Source organism: Peribacillus sp. QJM3NY_7 (assembly GCF_056173225.1).
Genome location: NZ_CM149663.1, coordinates 1986671 through 2009256 on the forward strand (window position 1 = coordinate 1986671; position 22586 = coordinate 2009256).

General features: G+C 35.4%; 18 protein-coding genes and 2 pseudogenes. 14 read left to right on the forward strand and 6 right to left on the reverse strand.

The features are described from left to right. The first annotated feature begins 24 nt into the window (after positions 1 to 24). The 6 genes from AC0VX1_RS09615 (at position 25) to AC0VX1_RS09640 (ending at position 5518) form a co-directional block, all read left to right on the forward strand. On the forward strand, positions 25 to 855 hold the full coding sequence (locus AC0VX1_RS09615) for a transketolase (protein ID WP_096340524.1): 831 nt from the start codon (positions 25 to 27) through the stop codon (positions 853 to 855). Then, positions 855 to 1805 (forward strand): transketolase family protein, encoded by a 951-nt coding sequence (locus tag AC0VX1_RS09620; protein ID WP_475470932.1) that lies wholly within the window; start codon positions 855 to 857, stop codon positions 1803 to 1805. The genes AC0VX1_RS09615 and AC0VX1_RS09620 overlap by 1 nt, the downstream gene beginning before the upstream one ends. 130 nt (positions 1806 to 1935) lie before the next feature. Then, the gene (locus AC0VX1_RS09625; protein ID WP_475470933.1) at positions 1936 to 2697 is read left to right on the forward strand and encodes an SDR family NAD(P)-dependent oxidoreductase; all 762 of its coding nucleotides are present in this window, start codon (positions 1936 to 1938) and stop codon (positions 2695 to 2697) included. Positions 2698 to 2933: 236 nt separating this feature from the next. Then, a complete protein-coding gene (gene pfkA / locus AC0VX1_RS09630) occupies positions 2934 to 3893 on the forward strand; it encodes a 6-phosphofructokinase (protein WP_400449788.1) in 960 nt (319 codons plus the stop codon). Between the two features lie 146 nt (positions 3894 to 4039). Continuing rightward, entirely contained in the window at positions 4040 to 4477 is a 438-nt protein-coding gene (gene rpiB / locus AC0VX1_RS09635; protein ID WP_400449790.1) for a ribose 5-phosphate isomerase B, read from the forward strand. Between the two features lie 177 nt (positions 4478 to 4654). After that, positions 4655 to 5518 carry a class II fructose-bisphosphate aldolase gene (locus AC0VX1_RS09640; protein ID WP_475470936.1) on the forward strand — a complete coding sequence of 288 codons (864 nt, stop codon included), beginning with the start codon at positions 4655 to 4657 and terminating at the stop codon, positions 5516 to 5518. Positions 5519 to 5582: 64 nt separating this feature from the next. Here AC0VX1_RS09640 and AC0VX1_RS09645 read toward each other — a convergent pair whose 3' ends face one another. From AC0VX1_RS09645 to AC0VX1_RS09655, 3 genes and pseudogenes are all read right to left on the reverse strand, one after another. After that, positions 5583 to 5714 carry a hypothetical protein gene (locus AC0VX1_RS09645; protein WP_475470937.1) on the reverse strand — a complete coding sequence of 44 codons (132 nt, stop codon included), beginning with the start codon at positions 5712 to 5714 and terminating at the stop codon, positions 5583 to 5585. Next, positions 5715 to 5831 (reverse strand): annotated as a pseudogene (locus tag AC0VX1_RS09650) (hypothetical protein); the annotation flags it as partial. It lies immediately after the preceding gene. 97 nt (positions 5832 to 5928) lie between these two features. Next, positions 5929 to 6162 carry a tyrosine-type recombinase/integrase gene (locus AC0VX1_RS09655; protein WP_475470939.1) on the reverse strand — a complete coding sequence of 78 codons (234 nt, stop codon included), beginning with the start codon at positions 6160 to 6162 and terminating at the stop codon, positions 5929 to 5931. Between the two features lie 394 nt (positions 6163 to 6556). Between AC0VX1_RS09655 and AC0VX1_RS09660 the strand changes: the two genes are divergently transcribed. Both AC0VX1_RS09660 and AC0VX1_RS09665 read left to right on the forward strand, forming a co-directional pair. Next, entirely contained in the window at positions 6557 to 6850 is a 294-nt protein-coding gene (locus tag AC0VX1_RS09660; RefSeq protein WP_475470941.1) for a tyrosine-type recombinase/integrase, read from the forward strand. Between the two features lie 791 nt (positions 6851 to 7641). Beyond that, a complete protein-coding gene (locus AC0VX1_RS09665; RefSeq protein WP_475470942.1) occupies positions 7642 to 8223 on the forward strand; it encodes a hypothetical protein in 582 nt (193 codons plus the stop codon). A 78-nt stretch (positions 8224 to 8301) separates the two neighbouring features. On the opposite strand, the gene AC0VX1_RS09670 is transcribed toward AC0VX1_RS09665, so the two are convergent. Then, positions 8302 to 8583, reverse strand: a complete 282-nt coding sequence (locus AC0VX1_RS09670; protein WP_475470943.1) for a hypothetical protein — start codon at positions 8581 to 8583, stop codon at positions 8302 to 8304. 76 nt (positions 8584 to 8659) lie between these two features. After that, a complete protein-coding gene (locus AC0VX1_RS09675) occupies positions 8660 to 9127 on the reverse strand; it encodes a hypothetical protein (protein WP_475470945.1) in 468 nt (155 codons plus the stop codon). A gap of 152 nt (positions 9128 to 9279) precedes the next feature. Between AC0VX1_RS09675 and AC0VX1_RS09680 the strand changes: the two genes are divergently transcribed. From AC0VX1_RS09680 to AC0VX1_RS09705, 6 genes are all read left to right on the forward strand, one after another. Next, positions 9280 to 9750, forward strand: a complete 471-nt coding sequence (locus AC0VX1_RS09680; RefSeq protein WP_475470946.1) for a hypothetical protein — start codon at positions 9280 to 9282, stop codon at positions 9748 to 9750. A 424-nt stretch (positions 9751 to 10174) separates the two neighbouring features. Continuing rightward, on the forward strand, positions 10175 to 11083 hold the full coding sequence (locus AC0VX1_RS09685) for a nuclease-related domain-containing protein (RefSeq protein ID WP_475470948.1): 909 nt from the start codon (positions 10175 to 10177) through the stop codon (positions 11081 to 11083). A gap of 653 nt (positions 11084 to 11736) precedes the next feature. Further along, a complete protein-coding gene (locus AC0VX1_RS09690; RefSeq protein ID WP_475470950.1) occupies positions 11737 to 13656 on the forward strand; it encodes a hypothetical protein in 1920 nt (639 codons plus the stop codon). A gap of 44 nt (positions 13657 to 13700) precedes the next feature. Next, positions 13701 to 14576, forward strand: a complete 876-nt coding sequence (locus tag AC0VX1_RS09695) for a hypothetical protein (protein WP_475470951.1) — start codon at positions 13701 to 13703, stop codon at positions 14574 to 14576. A gap of 528 nt (positions 14577 to 15104) precedes the next feature. Next, positions 15105 to 15659, forward strand: a complete 555-nt coding sequence (locus AC0VX1_RS09700; RefSeq protein ID WP_475470953.1) for a DUF5677 domain-containing protein — start codon at positions 15105 to 15107, stop codon at positions 15657 to 15659. A 202-nt stretch (positions 15660 to 15861) separates the two neighbouring features. Next, positions 15862 to 21864, forward strand: a complete 6003-nt coding sequence (locus AC0VX1_RS09705) for an ATP-binding protein (RefSeq protein WP_475470955.1) — start codon at positions 15862 to 15864, stop codon at positions 21862 to 21864. Positions 21865 to 22282: 418 nt separating this feature from the next. On the opposite strand, the pseudogene AC0VX1_RS09710 reads toward AC0VX1_RS09705, so the two are convergent. Further along, positions 22283 to 22550 (reverse strand): annotated as a pseudogene (locus AC0VX1_RS09710) (tyrosine-type recombinase/integrase); the annotation flags it as partial. Positions 22551 to 22586 lie beyond the last annotated feature (36 nt).

The following is a 22586-nucleotide window of genomic DNA, read 5'->3' on the forward strand; positions in this document are numbered from 1 at the left end:
AAAAAAACTTCCGAGGTGACAAAAATGAAATTAAGTGTTGAAGAATTAAAGCAAAAAGCCATCGAGCTTAGACAGACAGCACTAACAATGGTTTACGAAGCACAATCGGGACATCCAGGCGGATCCTTATCTGCTGCAGATATCGTTACCACTCTTTACTTTAGAGAAATGAACATCGACCCGCAAAATCCAATATGGGAAGATCGCGATCGATTTGTTTTATCAAAAGGACATGTTTGTCCAATCCAATATTCTGCACTAGCTTTGCGGGGATTTGTACCATATGAAACGATTCATACCTTAAGACAATACGGTTCCCCTTTCCAAGGACATCCTGATATGAAGAAGTGTCCTGGGATCGATATTTCAACAGGATCACTTGGTCAAGGACTATCTTGCGCAGTCGGAATGGCATTAGCTGGAAAGCGTGATGAGAAAGATTACCGCGTATTTGCCATGGTTGGTGATGGAGAAGCTCAAGAAGGTCAAATCTGGGAAGCCGCTCAATCAGCTGCCAAGTATCAACTAGATAACTTAGTTGTATTCGTTGATGACAATGGTCTTCAAATTGATGGTACAACCGAAGAAGTTATGCCAAACCACGATTTAGAAGTTAAATTTGCTGCATTCGGTTTTGAAACTAAGAGAATCGACGGACATTCAATGGAAGAAATCGTAGCTACATTAGATGAGATTAGAGGTTCAAAGAACGGTAGGCCAAAAGCAATTATTGCAAACACAGTAAAAGGCCGCGGCGTTTCATTCATGGAAGATGTTGTTGATTGGCACGGAGTTGCTCCAAACAAAGAACAATATGAACAAGCAATCGCAGAAGTAGCAAGGGGGTTAAGATAATGACAGTTTTAGCAAAAGACATCCAAATAAAAAAAGCTACTAGAGAAGCATTCGGTGATGAAATTGTAGAATTAGGGAAAAATAATAAAGACATTTATGTTGTGGATATTGATATCGGTAAATCATGTAAAACAACTAAATTTGCTAAAGAACTACCAAACCAACACGTAAACGTTGGGATCGCTGAACAAAACGCTGCAGGTTTAGCTGCAGGTCTTGCGGCAACTGGTAAAATTCCATTCATCAGCACATACGCTGTATTCGGTTCATTACGAATGACTGAGCAAATTCGCCAAGAAGCTTGTTATCCAAACTTAAACGTTAAAATCGCTTGCTCTCACGGTGGTTTAACTCCAGCGAATGACGGTGGGAGTCACCAAGCAATCGAAGATATGGGTGTATATAGAACAATTCCGAACATGACGGTGGTTATGGGTGCAGATTATAACTCTACTAGAAAATTAGTCGCTCAAGCTGCCGAAATCCAAGGACCTGTATATCTTCGTTTCACAAGAGACGCCATGCCATTCATCTATGATGAAAGCGAAGAGTTCGTAATTGGAAAAGCAAAAGAAATCCAAAACGGATCTGACGTTGCAATCATCGCAAACGGTGACACTGTTCGTCTTGCATTAGAAGCTACCAGAGAACTAGAAAAAGAAGGCATCTCAGTTAAGCTATTAGACATGCACACTATAAAACCACTTGATAAAGAAGCTGTGTTAGAGTGCGTAGAAATCGGAAAAATCGTAACAGTAGAAGACCACAACATCCTTAATGGCCTTGGAAGTGCGGTAAGTGAAGTAGTAGCTGAAGCCGGTAAAGGAAAAGTAAAGCGTATCGGTGTTCAAGACCAATTCGGCCAGTCAGCGCCTTATGAAAAGTTACTTGAACTAAACGGCATCACAGTAGAAAACATAGTTGCTAATGCAAAAGAACTTTTAAATTGAAACACGGAGACGGTTCTTGAGTTTCCAACAACATCAGAACCCTCTGTTTTACTAAATAAGAGTTTATAAGATTAAAATTGGAAACATGGGAACAGTCCCCATGTTTCCCTAACCTAGGAGGAATACATTAATGTTTGAATTAACTAATCGTGTAGCCATCGTAACAGGAAGTGGATCAGCAAAAGGAATTGGACGTGAAATCGCTTTAACACTTGCTCGTCAAGGTGCAGCAGTGGTTATTGCTGATATTAATATAGAAGGCGTTCAAGATACAGTGGACGTGATTAAAGAAGAAACGGGCGGACAAGTATTAGGTGTTCAGCTTGATGTGACAAGCAAAGAATCTGTAGATGCAATGGTTGAAGGGGTTCTTAAAGAATTTGGACGTCTTGATATCCTAGTGAATAACGCTGGTATTTCACAAAAAGTAACAGTCGAGGATATGACTCTAGATGATATCAAACGTATCTTCAATGTCAATATGTTTGGTTTATTCCTATGTTCTCAAGCAACTGCGAAAGTCATGAAAGAACAAAAGTACGGGAGAATCATCAACCTTTCCTCAGTATCTGGTAAGCGTGGCGGTGGAGTATTCGGTGGTGCTCACTACTCTGCATCAAAAGCTGCCGTTCTTGGTTTCTCTAAAAACATGGCTCGTGAAGTGGCACAAGATGGTATTACAGTAAACTCAGTAGCACCAGGATTAATCAACACTGAAATTTGGAAGTCGCTTTCGAAAGAACAAGCAGACGGCATTATTGCCAATATTCCAGCCGGAAGACCAGGGGAAACAAAAGAAATTGCAGCTACCATCGCTTTCCTAGCATCTGAAGAAGCAGCTTATATCAATGGTGAGGATATCGATATCAACGGTGGACAACATATGGACTAATCACTTCGAATGATAAAAACGATTGCTTCAAAAGTAGTTAAATATAAATGCAAACATAAATAAGTTTAATCATGAAAAGGGGCTGTTCTATAAGTCGAGGAGTCAACTTATAGAACAGCCTCTTTTACATTCAAGATTAAGGTTTATTACTATTAAAACTTATTATTGGTAAAATTATACACTCTCGTGATTAAATAAAGATTTATCCGATTATATCGAATGAAAGAAGGAGGATTATGAGGAAAATTGCGGTTTTAACAAGCGGTGGTGATGCACCAGGCATGAATGCGGCTATTCGTGCTGTAGTAAGAAGAGGTATTTATAAAGGGATAGATGTATTTGGGATTCATAATGGTTATGAGGGTTTATTAGAAGGACATATCACTCCGATGACATTAGGAAGTGTGGGCGATATTATTCACCGAGGCGGCACAATTTTACGGACTTCACGAAGTGAACGATTCAAAACAGAAGAAGGACAAAAAACGGCTATTAAACAATTAAATAACTATGGAATTGATGGTTTGGTTGTCGTTGGTGGTGATGGTTCTTTTAATGGAGCTAGAAAATTAGGTGAAAAAGGTGTTCCAGTAGTTGGAATACCTGGGACAATTGATAATGATATTGCTGGTACAGATTACTCTATTGGTTTTAATACAGCCGTCAGTACTGCAATTGATGCAATTGATAAAATTCGTGATACTGCCTTTTCACATGAACGAACCTCCGTTGTAGAGGTTATGGGCCGTGGAGCTGGAGACATTGCCTTATGGGCTGGATTATGTTCAGGTGCAGAATCCATTATCATTCCTGAAGCTTCCTATCGAATAGAGGATATTTTTGAAAGAATTACATGTGGGCGTAATCGCGGGAAAATGCATAGTATTATTGTCGTTGCCGAAGGTGTTTGTAGAGCTGAGGAAATCAGCGTTGCATTAAGGGAGCGATTTAAGTTAGATACAAGGGTCATTGTTTTAGGCTATCTTCAACGCGGAGGAACCCCAACTGCCTACGATCGAATGATCGGTAGTCAAATGGGTGCAAAAGCTGTCGATTTACTGATTGATGGACATGGCGGGAATATGGTCGGTTTTAATAGTGGGAAAATTGTCTATAAATCTTTTGAGCAGGCTGAGAAACAAGTTCATGAAATTGATATGTCCTTGTATCAATTAGCACAAACTCTATCTATATAGTAGAAGAAGCTGAAATCTATGTAAATCATGACAAATTAGGAGGAAACACATCCTACCCGGCCGTGGAGCGATTAAAGCTACAGTGGCAGAAAAATTGCTTTTTTTGGTTCTCGGAATCGAGCACAGTAGCTTAGGAGGAAGAAAATATGAAAGTAGTCATTGCATCTGATCACGGTGGTATAAATATTCGTAAAGAGATTATTTCTCTGTTAGAAGAAATGAATATTGAATATGAAGATTTAGGCTGTGAGTGCAGTACATCTGTTGACTATCCCGATTATGCCCTGCCATTAGCTGAAAAGGTTGCAAAAGGAGAAGTAGACCGTGGGATATTAATTTGCGGAACAGGTATTGGAATGAGCATTGCAGCCAACAAAGTAAAGGGAATTCGTTGTGCACTTGTGCATGATATGTTTAGTGCTAAGGCAACTAGAGAACATAACGATACCAACATATTAGCTATGGGAGAGCGTGTGATTGGTCCAGGTCTAGCTCGTGATATTGCAAAAATATGGCTAACAACACCTTTTGATGGTGGCAGACATAAAAACCGTATCAATAAAATAAGAACATATGAAGCATAAGGTGAATACTGACATGTACTATGCATAGAATATTTGGTTATAGAACACTGGGGAATACAATTATCGTATACAAAAAATTGGGATATAAGTTGTAAATAGTAGTATGTATGATTGATTTACATAACGACCCTTACAAAAAATAAAAGGTTTGGGTCTATTATTATGGGGGATATTAATATGGCTTTAACTTCAATGAAAGAGATGTTAAACAAGGCGTTAGTAGAAGGGTATGCGGTTGGCCAATTCAACATCAATAATTTGGAATGGACACAGGCTATTTTAGCTGCAGCTCAAGAAGAAAAATCTCCAGTTATCCTCGGTGTATCTGAGGGGGCAGCTCGTTATGTAGGTGGATTTAAAGTAGTAACTGCGATGGTAAAAGTTCTTATCGAGGAAATGAATATCACTGTTCCTGTCGCGATCCATTTAGACCACGGTTCTAGTTTTGAAAAATGTAAAGCTGCCATTGAAGCTGGGTTTACATCAGTGATGATTGACGCTTCTCACCATCCATTTAAAGAAAATGTGGAAATCACCAAAATGGTAGTGGAATATGCTCATGAGCGTGGGGTATCTGTTGAAGCTGAGTTAGGTACTGTTGGTGGACAGGAAGATGATGTGATTGCAGAGGGTGTTATCTACGCAGATCCACAAGAATGTGAAGAGTTAGTGAAGCTTACTAGTATTGATTGTTTGGCACCTGCGTTAGGTTCTATTCATGGACCTTACAAGGGGGAACCGAACTTAGGATTTGAAGAGATGAAAAAAATTTGTAAAACAACCGGTTTACCTCTTGTTTTACACGGTGGTACAGGTATCCCAACAGATCAAATTCAAAAGTCAATCTCGTTAGGAACAGCTAAAATCAATGTAAATACAGAAAATCAAATTTCATTTACAAAAGTAGTGCGTGAAGTATTAAATGCAGACTCTGATGTGTATGATCCACGTAAATTTATTGGTCCAGGTCGTGAGGCGATTAAAGAAACAGTTATAGGCAAAATACGTGAATTTGGTTCTTCAAACAAAGCGTACCAGTAACTTTATCGAGATTTACATTCAAAACTAAAAAAGAGAAGACTAGAAAAATCTTCTCTTTTTTCATTCAGTCCTTTTCAAGATAATTTGTTCTTCTCTCTCCCATCTGTTTTGCGGCCTTTTTAGACTTCTCCTGCCCAGGGTTTGTATATAGTGCAGACGTTGTGGTTGAAGTATGACCAAGTTGAGTCATCAACAAATGAATATCTCCTGATTGGTCCATTAAATTCGTCCCATAGCTTTTCCTAATTTTGTGTGGGGACTTGGAATTATTGGACTTAAAGGCTTTCGTGTATTTCTTTACTAAAGCCTCGATCGCGCGGTTGGAAAGAGGGGGACTCCATTATTCACCATAGTCAAGAATACATAGGCCCTATCATCGTTGGATCCCCTATAACGTTCCGTTCGCACAGCTAGGTAATCTGAGGAGGGACGGCCACTACATCCTTTTTTCCACCCTTGCGTAAAACATGTATTTGTTTTTCCTCGAAATCCAAGTCTCGTAGGCTTAAGTTGGTTAACTCATTCACCCTGATGCCACTTCCTAAGAATAGAGATAAGATTGCAAAATCACGTTCCTTGTCCCTTTTAAAATATATGAGTTTTCTGGACTTTTCAGGTAGCTCCTTTTCATAGTCATGCTTCACGAATTCAAGAAAACGAGCATCCTCATCATAAGGTAATAAGACATCATCAGGTAAATTAGCTCTTAAACCTTCAAGAGTTTTAGATGTAAGTATGGAGAAATTTTTTGAAGAAGAATTAGAGCTAGTCTAAAAAACAGAAGAGTGGAAACTTGTGGGGTAAAAACTTGGACAGTTTGACACAAGAACTCATAAAGTTTGAAGATGGTCCAGTTACTTATGAAGTTGTGGACTATGAGAATAATCGAATTAATTTATCAAGAAGAGCAAGTATTAATAGAATCTCAACGCAATTTCGGTTTTTGGAAAAAGCAGAAGGAAAGATACAATTCCGATAACAGAAGTTGTCTAAGGAGTTAGCGGGATATCAAAGTTTTACAAACAACATTGGGGGACTTTGAGTGATTTTGTTTTTGTAAAAAGAGATAACAAACAATTGACTAAAAACACATTTATATTAGTTTTTAAATATCTAGGGCAGAAAATGAATTTCAAAGATATTCGAGTATCTGCACACATGTTTCGCCATACATTTTGCCATCGGCTTGCAATGTCTGGCATGCTTTATGGATGGTCGGTGGAGCATTTTACTTTTTTTCCATCAAAAGCTATTAACTTTTATTCAACTACTAAGGGTTTTCTTTCATACGCTATTCTGAGACACTCTTCCAGAATAGGGCGCAATTCTTGAATAAGGATTGAAAAAACGCTTTGTTTATCCAAGCGTTTTTATGTGCTAATATACTGTTAGTTCTTATGCTAAATCTATTACGATTTAACAAAGTAATACTACTGTTATTTTAACTTTTCTCCACCATATTGGAACTACTATTGTATGACAAATACCTTTTAACTTTGACCACGAAACATATATAACGGGATATTATTTCATTTTCATTTTAGGTAGTAAAAATCCCTAGATATAACATGGATTGTTTTATTTCGTATTTCTTCATATTATATGGACACATAAAAGAACGAAAAAAATACGGTTTAAAAATAGTTTGTTTGGAGCAGGGTAAGTAAAAGGCCCTTACCCACTGCTCATAAAATTGCTCATAGTCATTTTCTATTCTATTTTAGAACATTTTAAATGCAATCTGAAAATCCCATTAAATCAATGATTCTATCAATCTATTTTCTTCTATTTTAGCAAATGAAGCTATTAAAGCGCGGCAGGAGGAAAATGATGGATTAAGATCATTTTAAAAATAAATATCTCTCGTTGCGCGGACTTAACCTTCCCCCATGCAGCGTTCAATGCTTTCGGATGTAGGCTCCGGAAGTTTTTTTGTCTGGATGTATGATCTAATATACCTATATGATTCAAAGATGGAAAGGTTTATCATAACAGATGTAAAAAAATTATCATAATATGGGGGATTTTACATGAAAAAGATTCTTTCTTCAATAATTGGTTCAGGGGTGTTAATGCTGCTGTAGTCCGGATGTGGTGGATCGGAAGAATCATCTAATAAAGCGGTGGAAAAGAAAGATCCTCCGAAGCAGGCTGAACAGAAGAAGGTTGAAAATCCAAAAACGGATGAAGAAGGAAATGTGATCTTGGATCAGGTGGGGCAAAAGACAAAAGATGCTTCAGCAACTGCAGAATTGATGAAAATCAAGAAAGTGAATGAAGTGGTGAATATTGCTCCAATTAAAGCTACTGTTCATGATATAAAGGTTATTAAGCTTACGGATATAAGTGATGATATGAAGCAGCAGATTGAATATATGACGGACAAGAAGGCGATTGAGCCTGTTTATTATATTCAAATCAGCCTTACAGCTGAAAACACATCAGATAAGAATATCGCTTGGAATAGCTTGCATAGGGTTGTAACCGATAAAGGGGAACAGCTGGACCCGAACCAAAGTATTCTAATGTCTAATTTCGATACTGAATTTTTGGGGAAAGTCACCCAGGAAGATTTTTATGGAATGGTGTTAGGTAAAGGCAAGGAAGATATTCATAAGGTGAAATTAGTGTTTAATTCATCAGCGGATAATGACACATATGAGGATATAACCCCTGAACAGCAAGTGGAATATACCCTGGATTGATCCCTATTAAGGGATCTTTTTTTTATGGAAAGCTCTGTTAAACGACGCTGTTGATTTTAAATGTCCTAGAAACTAAAATCACCATATATCCTTCCAATCCTCCAACAAGTTATGCTCACTAATATCAAAGATTGCTTTAACTCCAACGTTTTTTCCATTATTAGTTTCTATATTGTAATCTTGTATTTTAAATAAATAATGGTGTTTGTATTTATTTCCAACAATGTCTTCTAATTCTATTAATATATCGAGAAATGGCATTTTTTCAGGGTGAATATATTCTTTGTATGTAAAATAAATATTGAACATAACCATAAAAGCATCTGGTATTACCACTTTATAATCATTACCTTTTTCCACTGCTACAAACTGCTTAGAAGTTGGTTCAAAATTAAAATGTTCAATTGCTCCGTTTATGATGTTTTCAGTTACATAGTTAACAAATAATGATTATAAATGGACTTGCCCACTCATTAAGTTCTTTTGATAATTGTAACGTTAGATATGGTACCTCAGGATAGTTGGAAAGCCGCTTTATCATATTAATTAATGTTCTTTCATTATTTAATTTAATATTTATTATTACATTTTTAGCTACGCCATTAGTTAAATTAACCAATTCCAGATAAGAAACTGAGCTTGTCGAGCTAGTATAATTGTCTTCTCCTCTTAAATCATATGTATGTGTATCCCAATTCAGCATGTGAGGAGCACCAGTTTTGTTATATAGTAAATCGACTTCCTTAGGTTTAATTATCAAATGAGGCCGAAGAGTTCTTTTGTTATTTTCTAATACTTCAGCTAGGTTTCTTCTTGCTGTTCTGGCATTCATTATTGCAGATATTGAAGCTCCTATTGATGTTAACGTGGCTATTAATGAAATTAAAAATTGCGCTGTGGTCAAAACTTTCCTCCTCACAATAATATAATTCTATTTTAACATTAATTTACAAAACGATGTAATGAATTTAAAAACTGACCCTTACAATCAAGCTGGTGTTTTTTATTTTGTTACAAGGATTTTCGTTCTTAATGGCGAATATTGGAAAATGAGAGGTGATTTGCATAGATATTGCAGATTTGGCCGTTAGGCTATTATTCCTATTTCTACCAGGGGTAATTGGTTCTTTAGTGATTGATTTATTAACGACTCATAGAAAAAGGCACATGTTTCATTTTGTTTTACATTCCTATCTTATTAGAGTGTTTTCTTACGGAATACTTATGTTCATTGTTTATGTAGCCAACAAGTGGAATGAAAAGTTAGATTGGAAAGTTACTTTTTTAAAATCCCTGCTAAACAGCAAAGAGGAGATCAAGGAATCAGAAGTTTTCTTAGCTTCTTTAATTGGTCTTATTTTCGCAATCATCTTGGTTGCAGTTATTAATAAAAAACAAATTTTTAAAGCTGCTAACTTCTTTGGAATTTCCAATAAACATGGCGAAGATAATGTCTGGGATTTTTTATTTAGTGATGAAACTGTAGAATGGGCTACTGTACGACATCCAGACACTAAGCTTGTTTAACAAGGTGTAAAGGTTTATAAGGATGAAAAACGGACTGCTGAAGGTTTTATAAGCCTACGGGCATAAGGAAAGTAAGACTGAAACGGCTTTTATCAATGAATAATTCAAGCACAAAATTTAACGGTGTAAACTCTACAGATAGCGTCATAGTAAAACAAAGCTTATATTAGTTGAAAATAAAGGATGGTTGATTGATGATATAGAATTTTTAGGACAGGAAAATAAACCTTTTCGGCTTTTGAAAAAGCCTAAAACTTTCACTATGGAGGAAGTTTCCCCGCCCCCCTCTAGGCAGCTTCCAAACGTGGTGGAATGGCATTAGAGCTTATTGGACAGATTCTTTATCAATTCCTTAAATTTGCTACGGACAGTCAGACATTTACCATTGATTATTTATTCTTCAATATGCATAGGAGGGAACTAAATGGTATACATCCTTTCGCTTTCCGTTTTGCTGGTTGCTTCTATTTATTGGACAACACAGGTAATGAAAAGAGCCAAGGCTGAAAAAATGGAACTGGAGAAAGTACACAAACAACAGCTTGCTACCATAGAAGATGTTCATAAGACCCAAATCGAAACCACCTCAGAAGAAACGAAGGTCGAGAAAGAATGGCTAGAGGAAACTTATAAAAAAGAGATTGAATCAGTGGAGAAATCATATAAAAATGAAATTGAAATCCTGAGACAAGAAAATGAAGATATTAGGCGGAGTTTCAGAAACAGGGGTGAATTCCTTACACAACTAATCCTGGAACGTATCAAAGAAGATTTAATCAACAAAGAGCTTATCACAACAGAAGAAATGATTATCATGCCAAATATCTTTATATCGGATTCATTTAATAAAACCCGCCAGCTGGACCACTTAGTTCTTTTGAAAACTGCCTTATATATCATTGAAACTAAACACTGGAAAGGACACATCGTTTTAGGCATTAACAAACAAAACACCAGAGGAAAGTTTGATTTCTTGCCGAAACTTATAGGAGATTCAAAAGACGATACGATCGTATTTGAAAACAAAGGTTCAGGTTTAACTGTACGAACTTATTGGAATCCGATTAACCAAGTACAGCAATCTTATAGGGTCCTAGAAAGTTACTTGAAAAATAATTCAATCGATGAAGTAAAAATAAGAACTATAGTATTCTTTAATCACGAAGAGGGAAACTTAATTGATTGCCCCGAGAATCAATATGTAAAACGGATTACAGATAAGATGGAATTACTTAAGTTTTTCAGGGATCAGCTTGCAACCAGGAACCGAGTATATACAGGTGCACAACTGCAGGAAGTAAAGGGCATCATCGAGAGAGCAAATAATATTTAATAGAGGAAAAGAAACTTGGGTTATGTAAGAGAGCATAAGCCCTTTATTTAAGCAATTTGGACAGGATCACAACTTCGACTACTTGCATATTAAATGGAAGGTGTTAACTTAACCAGAAGTTTACCGTAGTTTTACTAGTTTTGAACTAGGGAACTTAATTACAAGTTCCCTATGATTTTCTTGAAATAATAGGACTTGTGACTAAGACCAAAACTACCGGGAACGATTCAGGAATAAAGGTACCTGTCTTTTGCTAGGTGCCTTCTCCATTTTAAATGTACTTACAACAATAATCCTTTACTACTTTGCTTAACTACAGCATAATTCCATTGCACTCTTCTTCTTTCACTTTTTTGAATTCTATTCCGTATCAGTTGGAATCCGTCTCATATGCTCTAATCCTGGCTTATGTATAAGGAGGTAAAACCTACCAGGGAATGGTGCTAGAAAAAGGATTGGCCGCAACCGTATTTTTATACAATTATTAAATTAACCATGCTGGACGAGTTCCATGCAGCTCAAAATAAAGCAAGAAGCAATTTGATCATGGGAGAGTGTCTAAAAGTTATATAGGATTGGGATCTCATAAAAAATAGGTTTTTCAAGTCATGCCGTTTTATGTTGTATAATCTTTTAAAAAAGGAGAAGAATCAATGCCCAAACGAAAAACACACGACCAATTTCTCCTGGAAATGAAAGATGCCTATGGAGATGAATACATGGTTCTAGGAACCTATAAAAATAACAGCACCAAAGTGATGTGTCGTCATAACGATTGTGGATATGAATGGGAAGTGAACCCGAATAACGTCTTAAGAAAAAAGAGTCGTTGCCCGCGATGCTCGAATGAAGAACAAGGAAAAAAGAAGAGAAAATCGCATGAAGCATTTCTTTTTGTAGTGAAAGAACAGGTACAAGATGAATATACCGTTCTAGGTCAATACATAACGATCAAAACCCCCATAAAGATGAAGCATAACCTTTGCGGTCACGAGTATCTAGTTCATCCATCGAGTTTTATTTCGGGAACAAGATGCCCCAGCTGTTTTAGAACAGCGAAGAAAACGACAGAGCAGTTCATTCAAGAAGTATTTGACTTGATGGGAGATGATTTTACGGTTTTAGGCGAGTATGAAGATAATCATACCCATCTCCTCTTGAGACACAACACATGTGGATTTGAATGGGACATTACACCGAATGGTTTTCTCAGAAATCAGGGTTGTTTGCGATGTTCGGGAAGGATGAAAAAAACGACGAAACAATTCAAAACAGAAATGTTTGAGAAAGTAGGAAATGAATACAGCGTATTGGGAGAATACATTCATGCCAATGAAAATATTAAAATGAAACATCATACATGCGGAACAGAATGGGATGTCCGTCCATCCAACTTTTTAAATAAGGGCTCTAGATGTCCTGCCTGTTTCGGGACGACCATCAAAGATGATGATAATAATCGGATAAGCAAAAGAACGCATGACATGTTCCTGCAAGAGGTTAATAATTTGGTCCAAAATGAGTATCTCGTTTTGGGTAAATACGTAGACCTCAGAACCAAAATTAGCATGAAGCATCAAGTTTGCGGTCACACCTGGGATGCGAATCCCGGTGATTTTCTTCATCAGCAGACGCGCTGTCCTGAATGTTTCGGAAGCAAAAAGAGAACGACGGAAGAATTCAAAGAGGAAGTCTTCCTGTTAGTTGGCGATGAATACAGCGTTTTGGATGAATATAAAAGCACTGACACCAAACTTAAAATGAAACATGTTTCTTGTGGAAGAGAATACGAAGTGACTCCATCTCATTTTCTTAGTGGTAAACGTTGTGTGAAATGCAGGGGGTTGATGAGAAAATCTACCAAGGAATTTAAAGAAGAGGTGTTCCGCCGATTTGGCCACGAATTTACTGTCATGGGCGAATATGTAAACAGTGGCACGCCTATCCCCATCAAACATGAAGTCTGCGAATATGAATGGGGGACCTATTATCGCCATTTTCTCAAAAGTGGGAAATGCCCCAAATGCGTGGGGAAAGTCCGATTGCAGCAAGAAGAGTTTGTCTCCATTGTAGAAGATTTGACAGGAGACGAATACACTGTGATGGGTGAATATAAAAATTCCAACACCAAAATTGAAATGAGGCATAATAAATGCGGTCATGTTTGGAAAGTATCACCCCCTAACTTTACTCACGGCAACAGTCGTTGTCCTAAATGTAATGAGTCAAAAGGAGAAAAGGTGATTGGGTCTTACTTAGTATCACTTGTTGTTAATTTTGAACAGCAACATTGGTTTTCAGATTGTCGGGATAAAAACCCCTTGCCATTTGATTTCGCCGTCTTTAACGAAGAAAATGAACTAATGGGGCTAATTGAATACGATGGTCAGCAACACTTTGAGCCTATTAAGAATTGGGGCGGGGAACTTCGATTTAAAGAAGTGCAGCGTAGAGACGGAATCAAAAATGACTATTGCCAAAAAAATCACATTCCGCTTCTTCGTATCCCTTACTATGAGTTCAAAAACATTCCAACACTTTTAGATGAGTGGTTATCCCAAATTGGACAGTAAATTATATTTATGTTAGACATAAAAAAAGAAATGGGGAAGGTTTTATGAGTAAATGTGCATTATGTGGTGAAGAAAGGGAGTTAGAAAAGAGCCATATCATCCCTAAATTTGTTTTTAGGTCGATGAAGAAGAATTCACCGACAGGGAATATGCGTATGGCATCGCAGCCAAACAGAGTGATTCAGGACGGAGACAAACTGGCAATGCTGTGTGGCATCTGTGAAGATAGATTCAGCCAAAATGAAACAATTTTTGCTAATAAAGTCTATCATCCTTATCATTCGGACAATCTTCAAGTGGTAGAATATGGTCTATGGCTCAATTACTTCATCACGTCCGTCAGTTGGCGAAACCTGTATCTCGATCTCATAGGATTTGTGAGTGACCAAAATATTGATATTAAAGAGTTAGATACGTTAATTGAAGCAGAACGAATCATGCGTGAATTTCTGCTTGGAAAACGTATTGACCTTGGTCATATTGAAAATCATATATTCTTTTTTTGTCCGATTAAGGAAGTGGCTGGGGATACCAGTGAATTTGAACTGGATACTGTCATAGGGGGAAGTGTTGTAGGCTACACCTACATCAGCCATGACACCGACTCATCCTATGTATTTTTAAATCTCCAAGGGATACTGATTGTAACCATCTTAAAAAAGGCTGTTGAAGAGGTCTGGAAAAATACCTTAGTCGGTGAATACGGAACCTTCAACATGGAACAGCCAAATCATTCTGTATCATCTCCAGTTTTTAATGAACTTTTCGCTTTGGCTAATGACCTTAAAGAATCGAGACAGAAAATTTCAGATAGCCAAAAAGAAAAAATCGTGGAAGCTATAAAGAAAAACCCTGAAAGATTTTTAAAGAGTAAAGCATACCAGCGACTGAAAGACGATGAACGGATAAGCAAAAATTAAATTAAATATGTTTTCTATTGGACTAGCGAAAACATTTTTGAAGTATTGTCGTTTCTAAAAGGGAAAGACTTTTATTATCATTAAATAAACAATATACAATGTTGGTTTGTAAAGGTATACGATTATAAACAATAATACACTGTTAATTTGTTGATGTTTTGAGTGTATATAAAAGTATAAACCCACGTTTATAAATGTTTGTAACAACTAAAGAGGAGAATCTATATCCGATATAATTTGACCTAATTAGGTAAGCATTTTCTAAATTAAGACCAGAGTAATATGCTTAAAATTGATACTACTATTCTTATACTGTAAAATATTGTATTGAAGTATCAGTAGATTAAAAGAAGAGGAGATTTTTATGTCTGAAAAAATAGAATATTATATTCAGAAAAGTGATTTAATTGGATTGATGTTAAAAGATAAAGTTGACACAAAGCGATCGACAGAATTAACTGATGTAGATAAGGTGTCGTTAAGGTTGTTTGAGAGGTTATTTGGCAATTATGCAGGGGCTATGGAATTATGCTCCAAGAAGCTTTATGTTCAAGTAGGCATTTTAACCCGTTCCATTTTGAGGATTACCTGAATATCCTCTACATACAGAGAGCTCCGGAAGAAGAAAGGGCTAAGTTAGCAGCAAGATATTTGGATTACGCAAGCTTAGTAGAACCTTATATGTTATATAAAAATGCTAAAGATCTAGCGGAAAAATTAGGCGATGTTTCCCTCGTTAGTAAGGTTTACACTAGCGAGAAAATAAAAGAGATAGAAGAAAATAAGGAAACCTTTACTAATAAATACAACAATTCAATTAAAAGTTGGTCAGGATTAGACTTTGCTTCTTTTGCTTTAAAAGCAGGTGAGAAAGACAAATACTTCAGATATTACAGTTTATTAAGTAATGTAACTCATGGCTCACCGCTTGGTAATTTTACCGAAGAGAAAATTACTATTACAATTTATCTCGGCTTGACCAGTTTTGTTGCTTTAGCAGACTTAATTGGTGAAAATGGTTTGGCTACACAGGCTGATGAAATTAAAGAAAAATTATTAAAAGAAACAGATGTTTTTCTTTAAAGTAGTAGTAAAATTATAACAGATGTTTTTTTAGTTAATCAGGATCTTAATGGGAAGGAGGACGACCACCTTCTCTTTTTTTCTTTTCTTTTTAGAGATCAGAAAATATGGAATGATAAATAAATCAAAGACTATCTAAACTATTCAATAAAATTAAAAATAAACCCAATAATTATGGGGAATTTCGGGAGGGAGAACTATTATGAGCAAGCCAAATAATCCCACAGCCGGTAGTGGTGATCCTTATTGGTATGAATGGTCAATTGGTTTATTATACATAATTGACATGATTAATCCAGACAACAACATAAAATCAGTTACTCTCCAGTCAAATAAAGCTCAAGGTCTGGATGATGTTTTAGTTAGGTATAAAGACAATACAACTAGATGCATACAAATAAAACACTCGCGTACAGGAAATACTATTACATTTGGAGATATGGTATCTTCTAGTGAAAATAAGAATTCACTTTTGAAATCCCTTTCTATTGCATGGAAAGAGGCAAATAAGGAATTTGGAGATTCTTTACCGATTCTATACACAAACCGAAAATCTAGTAAAAGAGCAACCACAGTAAAGTTAACTGAACAACAAGATTATTTAAGACCCCCACTTATTAAATTCTGGAATGTTATTAAGCAAGAAAGTAATTCAAAAACTTCAATTGATGATATCGATATATGTGATGAATGGGATGATGCATGGAGAATTTGGGTACAAGAATTAACAGAGCTAAATCCACAGGAAAAAATGGAGTTTTTAAAAGCTTTTACAATAGAAACCGACCAACCCGGACTTGAAGAAGTAGAGAGAGAGATTATAAACAAGATATCACTTACATTTTCAATAAAAGAAAACAAGGCTATTCCTATTAAAAACGCTTTGGACTCTGCGTTACGTAAATGGGCGACCACCCTTCGTGGTAAAACAGAGGAAGTAGATAGAGAAGAGGTTTTTCAAACTTTAAGTATTTCTTCCCAAGAGATGATTGGAGAACATAACCTAAAACCACCATTCCCCTTTTTTACCAGCAGGAAAGAGTTTTTACACAATTTGGAAACATATTTAATTCACGGGGAAAAACAGATTGTATTTTTAACTGGTAATCCAGGTGAAGGAAAAACAAGCATAGTAAGCTCTCTAGCTAACAAGAGGAATAGTGTAATTGACCTCAGATTTCATGCTTATAAACCCATTACTCCGGAATCGCCAATTTTACCAGCAGATGTAGGTAAAACAACAACAGCACGGGCTTTATGGGGAGATTTACTCTCTCAATTAAGAACTATATTTAAAGGACGTTTATCAGAATATGATGTGCCAATCTTTAATGATTTACTAACCACAGAAGAATTAAGGAGTCATGTTATACGCTTATCAGAAATAAATGGAAAATTAAAAGGTAGATCAACCGTTATTACTATTGATGGTATTGATCACGCAGCTAGAGCAGGAATAGATAACGAAACCTTTTTAAGTACTTTACTTCCACCAGAAGAAGTTTCTAAAGACATAAAGTTTCTTATTGTAGGACAACCATCCAATGGATATCCTAAGTATCCTATTTGGCTTAGAGACAATAGAGATGATATTTCTGTTTGGAAAATCGAAGGAATTAAAGATGAAGATATTTATGACCTATTAGTAAATTTTACTGATCTGAAAGACAATCAATTACTTCCCGCTACCAACTTAGTTTCTAAAATTGTAGATGGAAACACCCTTTCTTCTATCTTTGCCATACACGAAGCTAAAGAAGTCAAAGACGCTGAAGAGCTTCAAAAAGTACTTATCGATAGAAAGTTACACAATGGAATATCAAGTTACTATGAATCAATATGGAATTCTGCTGTATCTCAAATTAGAAATCTACCTCCATTTTTAGATACACGTTTAGCGGGTTGCTTAGCGTTAACAAGTGAACGTCTAAATGGTTCTGACTTATCTGAAATCTTTAAAGAGTATGGCTATCCAACTTCAATATGGACGGATTTTTTAAGAAGTATGAGACCTCTTGTTATCGAGGAAGGAGATGGATTTAGGGTTGCTCATAATGATGTAAGAGTTCATCTAATGAGAGTTATAAAAACAGAACCAACACAGTTAGTAGAAGTAGCAAGTAATATGGCAAATTATTATTGGAACGCTCAAAATAAAGCCCTTGTTCGACATAGTAGTTTATTTGATCTACTTGAGTTAAGCAATAGAGCAAGCGAACAAATAAAATTGTTCACACCTCAATATGTTATGGAGGGGATCGCACTAAGAAGACCTTTAAAGGAACTTCAAAATCAATGTAAAAATATTATTACAAACTTGCCAAACATAGCAGATTGGGAGAGTCTCCAAACCTTTTCACTGGCCTGTACAACGTTATACCAATATCAAAAGGTTTCTGACTGGACTGGTACAAACCTTAAATTTAATGAAGAGCTTCCATCATTTTTATCAACTGAAGGTAATGTTTTAAATCCAAATGCTTGGAATTTAGATATTATTTTTGCAGTTGTTCAAGATGCCAAAAGATTGATATCTAAAAAGGAATTAGATAGAGCTAAAGGCTTGATAAGTCGTTGGTTCTCAGAAATTGCACCATGTGACATTATATCATTATTAGGAGAGGAAAATTTAATTCAAGGTGTAGGTAGGTCGTTAAGTGATAAAGCTACAAACTTCTTTGAAGATTTCGGGGCTGTTTGCCAATATACTGGCATAATGTTTAATTCCAGTTCCGAAGAGAAAACTATTATTAGCAAGTTAGAAAAGAACTGTCTTGCTCTATTTTATGGTGGTTACATTACAGAAGCAGAAAAGTTGGGAGGAACTCTCCGTTTTCTGAGGTCCATAAAAAATGCTCAAACTTTTTACTATTCTAATCTTGAAAATTGGTTAATCAAATTAGTTAAAAAAAGAAGATGGTTAGAGATTTCAATCATATTACATAAAATTGAGGAAACCGGAATTTTACCAATTTCTTTTAAAGTTACTGCTGGTATTTGCTCAATATTTACTGGGAATAAAGATCTCATTGAGAAATGGAATAAATCAATCATTGAAAATCAATTCGATTTCCTAAAAAACTATGATAATTATGATTATGAAAAACGGCCTGTTTTGTACGCAATAGTTAGCTTTATTCTAGGTTGGGGAAAACCAGAAAGAGAAACTGCAGGTATTGCTCATGATGGAGCAAATAAATATTTTGGAAATATTAATCATGAACAAGGTAGGGAACATTTACTTGTTCTCCTTAATGCATCTGCATCACTTGGAAAATGGATGAACTTTTTATTTAAAAATAATAACTCAGATTCTACTATGGTCTTTCCAATCAAATATGTCATTCAAATTTTAAATGCTCTTTTAAAACGCAGGCATCCAAATGAACAACTTTCTTTTAATCATTCCGAGTTAACAAGTTCAATAATTGAATTAATTATTGAATGTAGTAATAAGTCTGGTAGAGAATACGAAAATGCTTGTTATAATTTCATAAAAGAATACTGCAGCAATAACTACCCTGTTAATTACATGCTTAAATTGGGTTGGAGATGCTTAGAAAGACATGGTGATAGAGAGATATTACAAAAATGGTTTGATTACTGGGTTGGTCCAAATGGTAAGGCTTGGCATGAAGATGTATCATCACGATTAGATATTGTAAATGAGCTTACAGAATTAGCAAATACTTCAGATATGAAGAAGGAAGTTGAACAAGCTCTTTTACGCAAAGACTGGGGATTAATTAGTTATACGGGTCATAAAGAATATATCCTTGATGACCTTCTTCCTTGGTTTAATGAATTATCTAAAGTTAAACCCAATATCTGGATAAATGAGGGTAAGAAACTTCTTGAAATTTCTCAAGAGGCTTCAACAGTCGGTGATAATCGTATGGAAATTAGTTTATATAATGATTTAGCTATTGCTATTGCTACTTCTGGACCTAAAGATATGTGGATTTTTTCCCAAGCAGAAAACCTAACAGACAATATATTCGACAATCCACATATTCTAATAGATGGCATTATAGGTATGCTCGAAAATCTTATTATTACCGAAGAAGAAGCTCTAAATCTCTGGTCAATAGGTATTGGGACATTAAATTGGCAAAATGAGATAGATAGAATTTATCTTAATGATTTAAAAGAGGCGTTAATTCTTGTATCAGAGCGTTGTGGGATAGATAATATTTCAAAAAAGCTAGAGCAGATCGGTTTATCCGAATTTCATTCATATGGGAGTAGGGTAAAGTATAAAGTACCAACTAGATGGTTTTTTAATAGTGCTGAAGATAGTAGCACGGAATGGTTGGAACTAAAAGAAATATTGGAAACTGAGAATATTGAGGCGTGCATTAATTTTATTCAGGATTATAGAGGCGATGCTAATTACAAAGAGAATTATTTTTGGAAAGGCTATTCTCTTATCTGTAATAGACTGATAAAGGAAAAACCTTTGGATTTCCTAATTTATCTCTCCCAATTAAAGGAAGTTATAACATATGGAAAAATTGGTTGGTCCACAGAGGATAATTTATTAGGTTTTAATACAATTGCACCGATGCTTCAAGAAAGCGAAAAATGGTCAGTTATCCAAAGTATTTTAAAAAATATTGATTATGATAATAGTTATTGGATCACACCACTTTCTGAATTTTTAAACGGATTTTGTTTTTATCAGGTTAAACTGGAGGGTACCGAAACCCTTGAGCGTAGATTTAATCAAATTCTCGACACACATCTTCTTTGGATAAATGGTAATGGGTTTCTTCCAGAAATAAGATCGATTATATTACCGGATGCGAATAAAAATTCCCCCTCTTCTTGGAAAGAATTTATATTAGACTACTTCTGGGAAATTCTTCAATCAGCTAATTCATCTAGAATTGAATTAGCTTTAAGAGGTATCTGGGCAATTATACAAACTTCGCCAGATAATCTGAAAAGGTTTATGGATAAAGTATCTAACGCTGATATTCGAATAAAAGAATGGTTGCTTATTATTGTTGAACGAATAGCCATCTCTTTACCCGAAGCCTTTGAATATTTTTCAGAATTTGTTAAAGAGTGCTATGAAAGTGGTGTTCTAAATTTGAAAATTCAATCAATGGTTGTTTATCATGCATTAAATCGAACAAGAGGGGATATAATACCAAGGTTAAAGTTTAAAGAACACTCACATAATTTTTTATTAAAGCAAATAAAAGGTACAGGAACTGGTTTGATGAATATTCCTAGTATAAAACAAGGGGCTTTCTATTCGATAAATGGTGCGAATTTTGCTATGAGTTTACTGAGTTTTATTGAAGTAACTACAAAAGATGATGTGGAGGATATTGAAAAAAAATTAAGCAATTACTTAAGGATATCACCCAAAACCGAGATTAACTTTAAAAAGATAAAAGGAAAAAGTGGGGAAGTACGTCTTGTTGATCTTCCTGAAAAATATAAACTTATGGATGTAATTTACCATGAGATATCACTTGGTAGATGGGCTGGTATTCCTCCTTTGAGATTTGCTCAAACTATAACATCGGGAGATGATCCATTTATTCTTTTAGAGACACCTTCACCAGCAACTGACATGGAAAGTTGGCTGATTGACGATGAATTGGATAAATATATAAAGGAAGATAGTAATAACTTAAAAAATCATTTTATACAAAACATTAATGTTGGAATTAGTGATGATGAAATAGTAATTGGAGCAGTCCTTTACACATACAGCTATAAAAATGATGTTATATTTCTTTTTGATCATACTTTAATGGATGGAACAGAGGTATTAAAAAAGCAAAATCGAAGTAGAGTATTTAACGGTCGCTCTTATGGATTCTATGAAAATTTACGGTATGATCCATTTAAGGAATTTTACGACACGGATGCTCAAATGACATACCAAACAGGTGGCATTTCTTATTTTAGCAACCAGACCTTTTCAATATATCCTAGTCAATTATGGTCAGAATTATTTGCATGGGAACCATCAAAAAACAACCCAAGAGTATGGTTGCATCATGGTAATGTAGTAGCAAGACATGACTATATCCATGGACCTTATAGGGAATTGTATAATGGCAGATTAGATAGACAACCAATTTTACAAAGATGGGTATGTAAAAAGGCTGCTTTTGAACAAACAATAAATAAACACAATTTAGTAAGTCAAACCTTTTCAGACATTAAAATAAACGAACAGTAAACTTTTAAGGAAGGTGAATGCTTTACGATACATTTACCTTCCATTTTGTATTGATCATATTCAAGATGGTTCATGGATTAAAATTTATAGACAAGGCTTTCTTCGGGACGATAAAATTACGTATTCGCTTAAATAAGCAAAGCCCTCTCTAAACAGAAGCGCTTTTATACTTATTTTTTGTCCTCGACTTTGTCCTCGGATTGGTTATAAACTGTTTTAGGTTATTTAAATAAGAACTCGAAAATAGTGATTTATAGCGGTTTTTTGTTACATGTTTTCTTATATTATTTATGAAAATGAATGGGCGGCATGATGTAATAAGGGGTTAAAACCTTGTTATATCAACGTCTTAAATGATAATATGCTATTCTTGTCCTCGTTTTTTTAAAAACACGGCAACCTGTGACAAAAAAGCTAACTATAGGAGAAGGTCTTTCATCAGTTTGCTAAACTGTTGGGAGGCCTTTTCTTCCATATTGGCTCATGTGAGCATAGATATTCATTGTAGTATTAATATCTGTATGTCCAAGTCGCTGTTGTATTTCTTTAATGCCAAATCCAGCTTCAATCAATAATGAAGTTTGCGAATGTCTAAATGAGTGTGGAGTAATGTTCTTTTCTATTTCTGCTTTTTTTAGAAGCCTTTTTAGCCGGGTCTCAATAACTTTTCTTAATTGTGGATGCCCATTCTCTCAAGAAGGAGCCTGTTTTAAAAATTTGGC

Excerpts from the sequence above, each read along its gene's own strand:
- AC0VX1_RS09615 (WP_096340524.1), top strand. The coding sequence starts at position 25 with ATGAAATTAAGTGTTGAAGAATTAAAGCAAAAAGCCATCGAGCTTAGA.
- AC0VX1_RS09620 (WP_475470932.1), top strand. The coding sequence starts at position 855 with ATGACAGTTTTAGCAAAAGACATCCAAATAAAAAAAGCTACTAGAGAA.
- AC0VX1_RS09625 (WP_475470933.1), top strand. The coding sequence starts at position 1,936 with ATGTTTGAATTAACTAATCGTGTAGCCATCGTAACAGGAAGTGGATCA.
- pfkA (WP_400449788.1), top strand. The coding sequence starts at position 2,934 with ATGAGGAAAATTGCGGTTTTAACAAGCGGTGGTGATGCACCAGGCATG.
- rpiB (WP_400449790.1), top strand. The coding sequence starts at position 4,040 with ATGAAAGTAGTCATTGCATCTGATCACGGTGGTATAAATATTCGTAAA.
- AC0VX1_RS09640 (WP_475470936.1), top strand. The coding sequence starts at position 4,655 with ATGGCTTTAACTTCAATGAAAGAGATGTTAAACAAGGCGTTAGTAGAA.
- AC0VX1_RS09685 (WP_475470948.1), top strand. The coding sequence starts at position 10,175 with ATGGTATACATCCTTTCGCTTTCCGTTTTGCTGGTTGCTTCTATTTAT.
- AC0VX1_RS09690 (WP_475470950.1), top strand. The coding sequence starts at position 11,737 with ATGCCCAAACGAAAAACACACGACCAATTTCTCCTGGAAATGAAAGAT.
- AC0VX1_RS09695 (WP_475470951.1), top strand. The coding sequence starts at position 13,701 with ATGAGTAAATGTGCATTATGTGGTGAAGAAAGGGAGTTAGAAAAGAGC.
- AC0VX1_RS09700 (WP_475470953.1), top strand. The coding sequence starts at position 15,105 with ATGCTCCAAGAAGCTTTATGTTCAAGTAGGCATTTTAACCCGTTCCAT.
- AC0VX1_RS09705 (WP_475470955.1), top strand. The coding sequence starts at position 15,862 with ATGAGCAAGCCAAATAATCCCACAGCCGGTAGTGGTGATCCTTATTGG.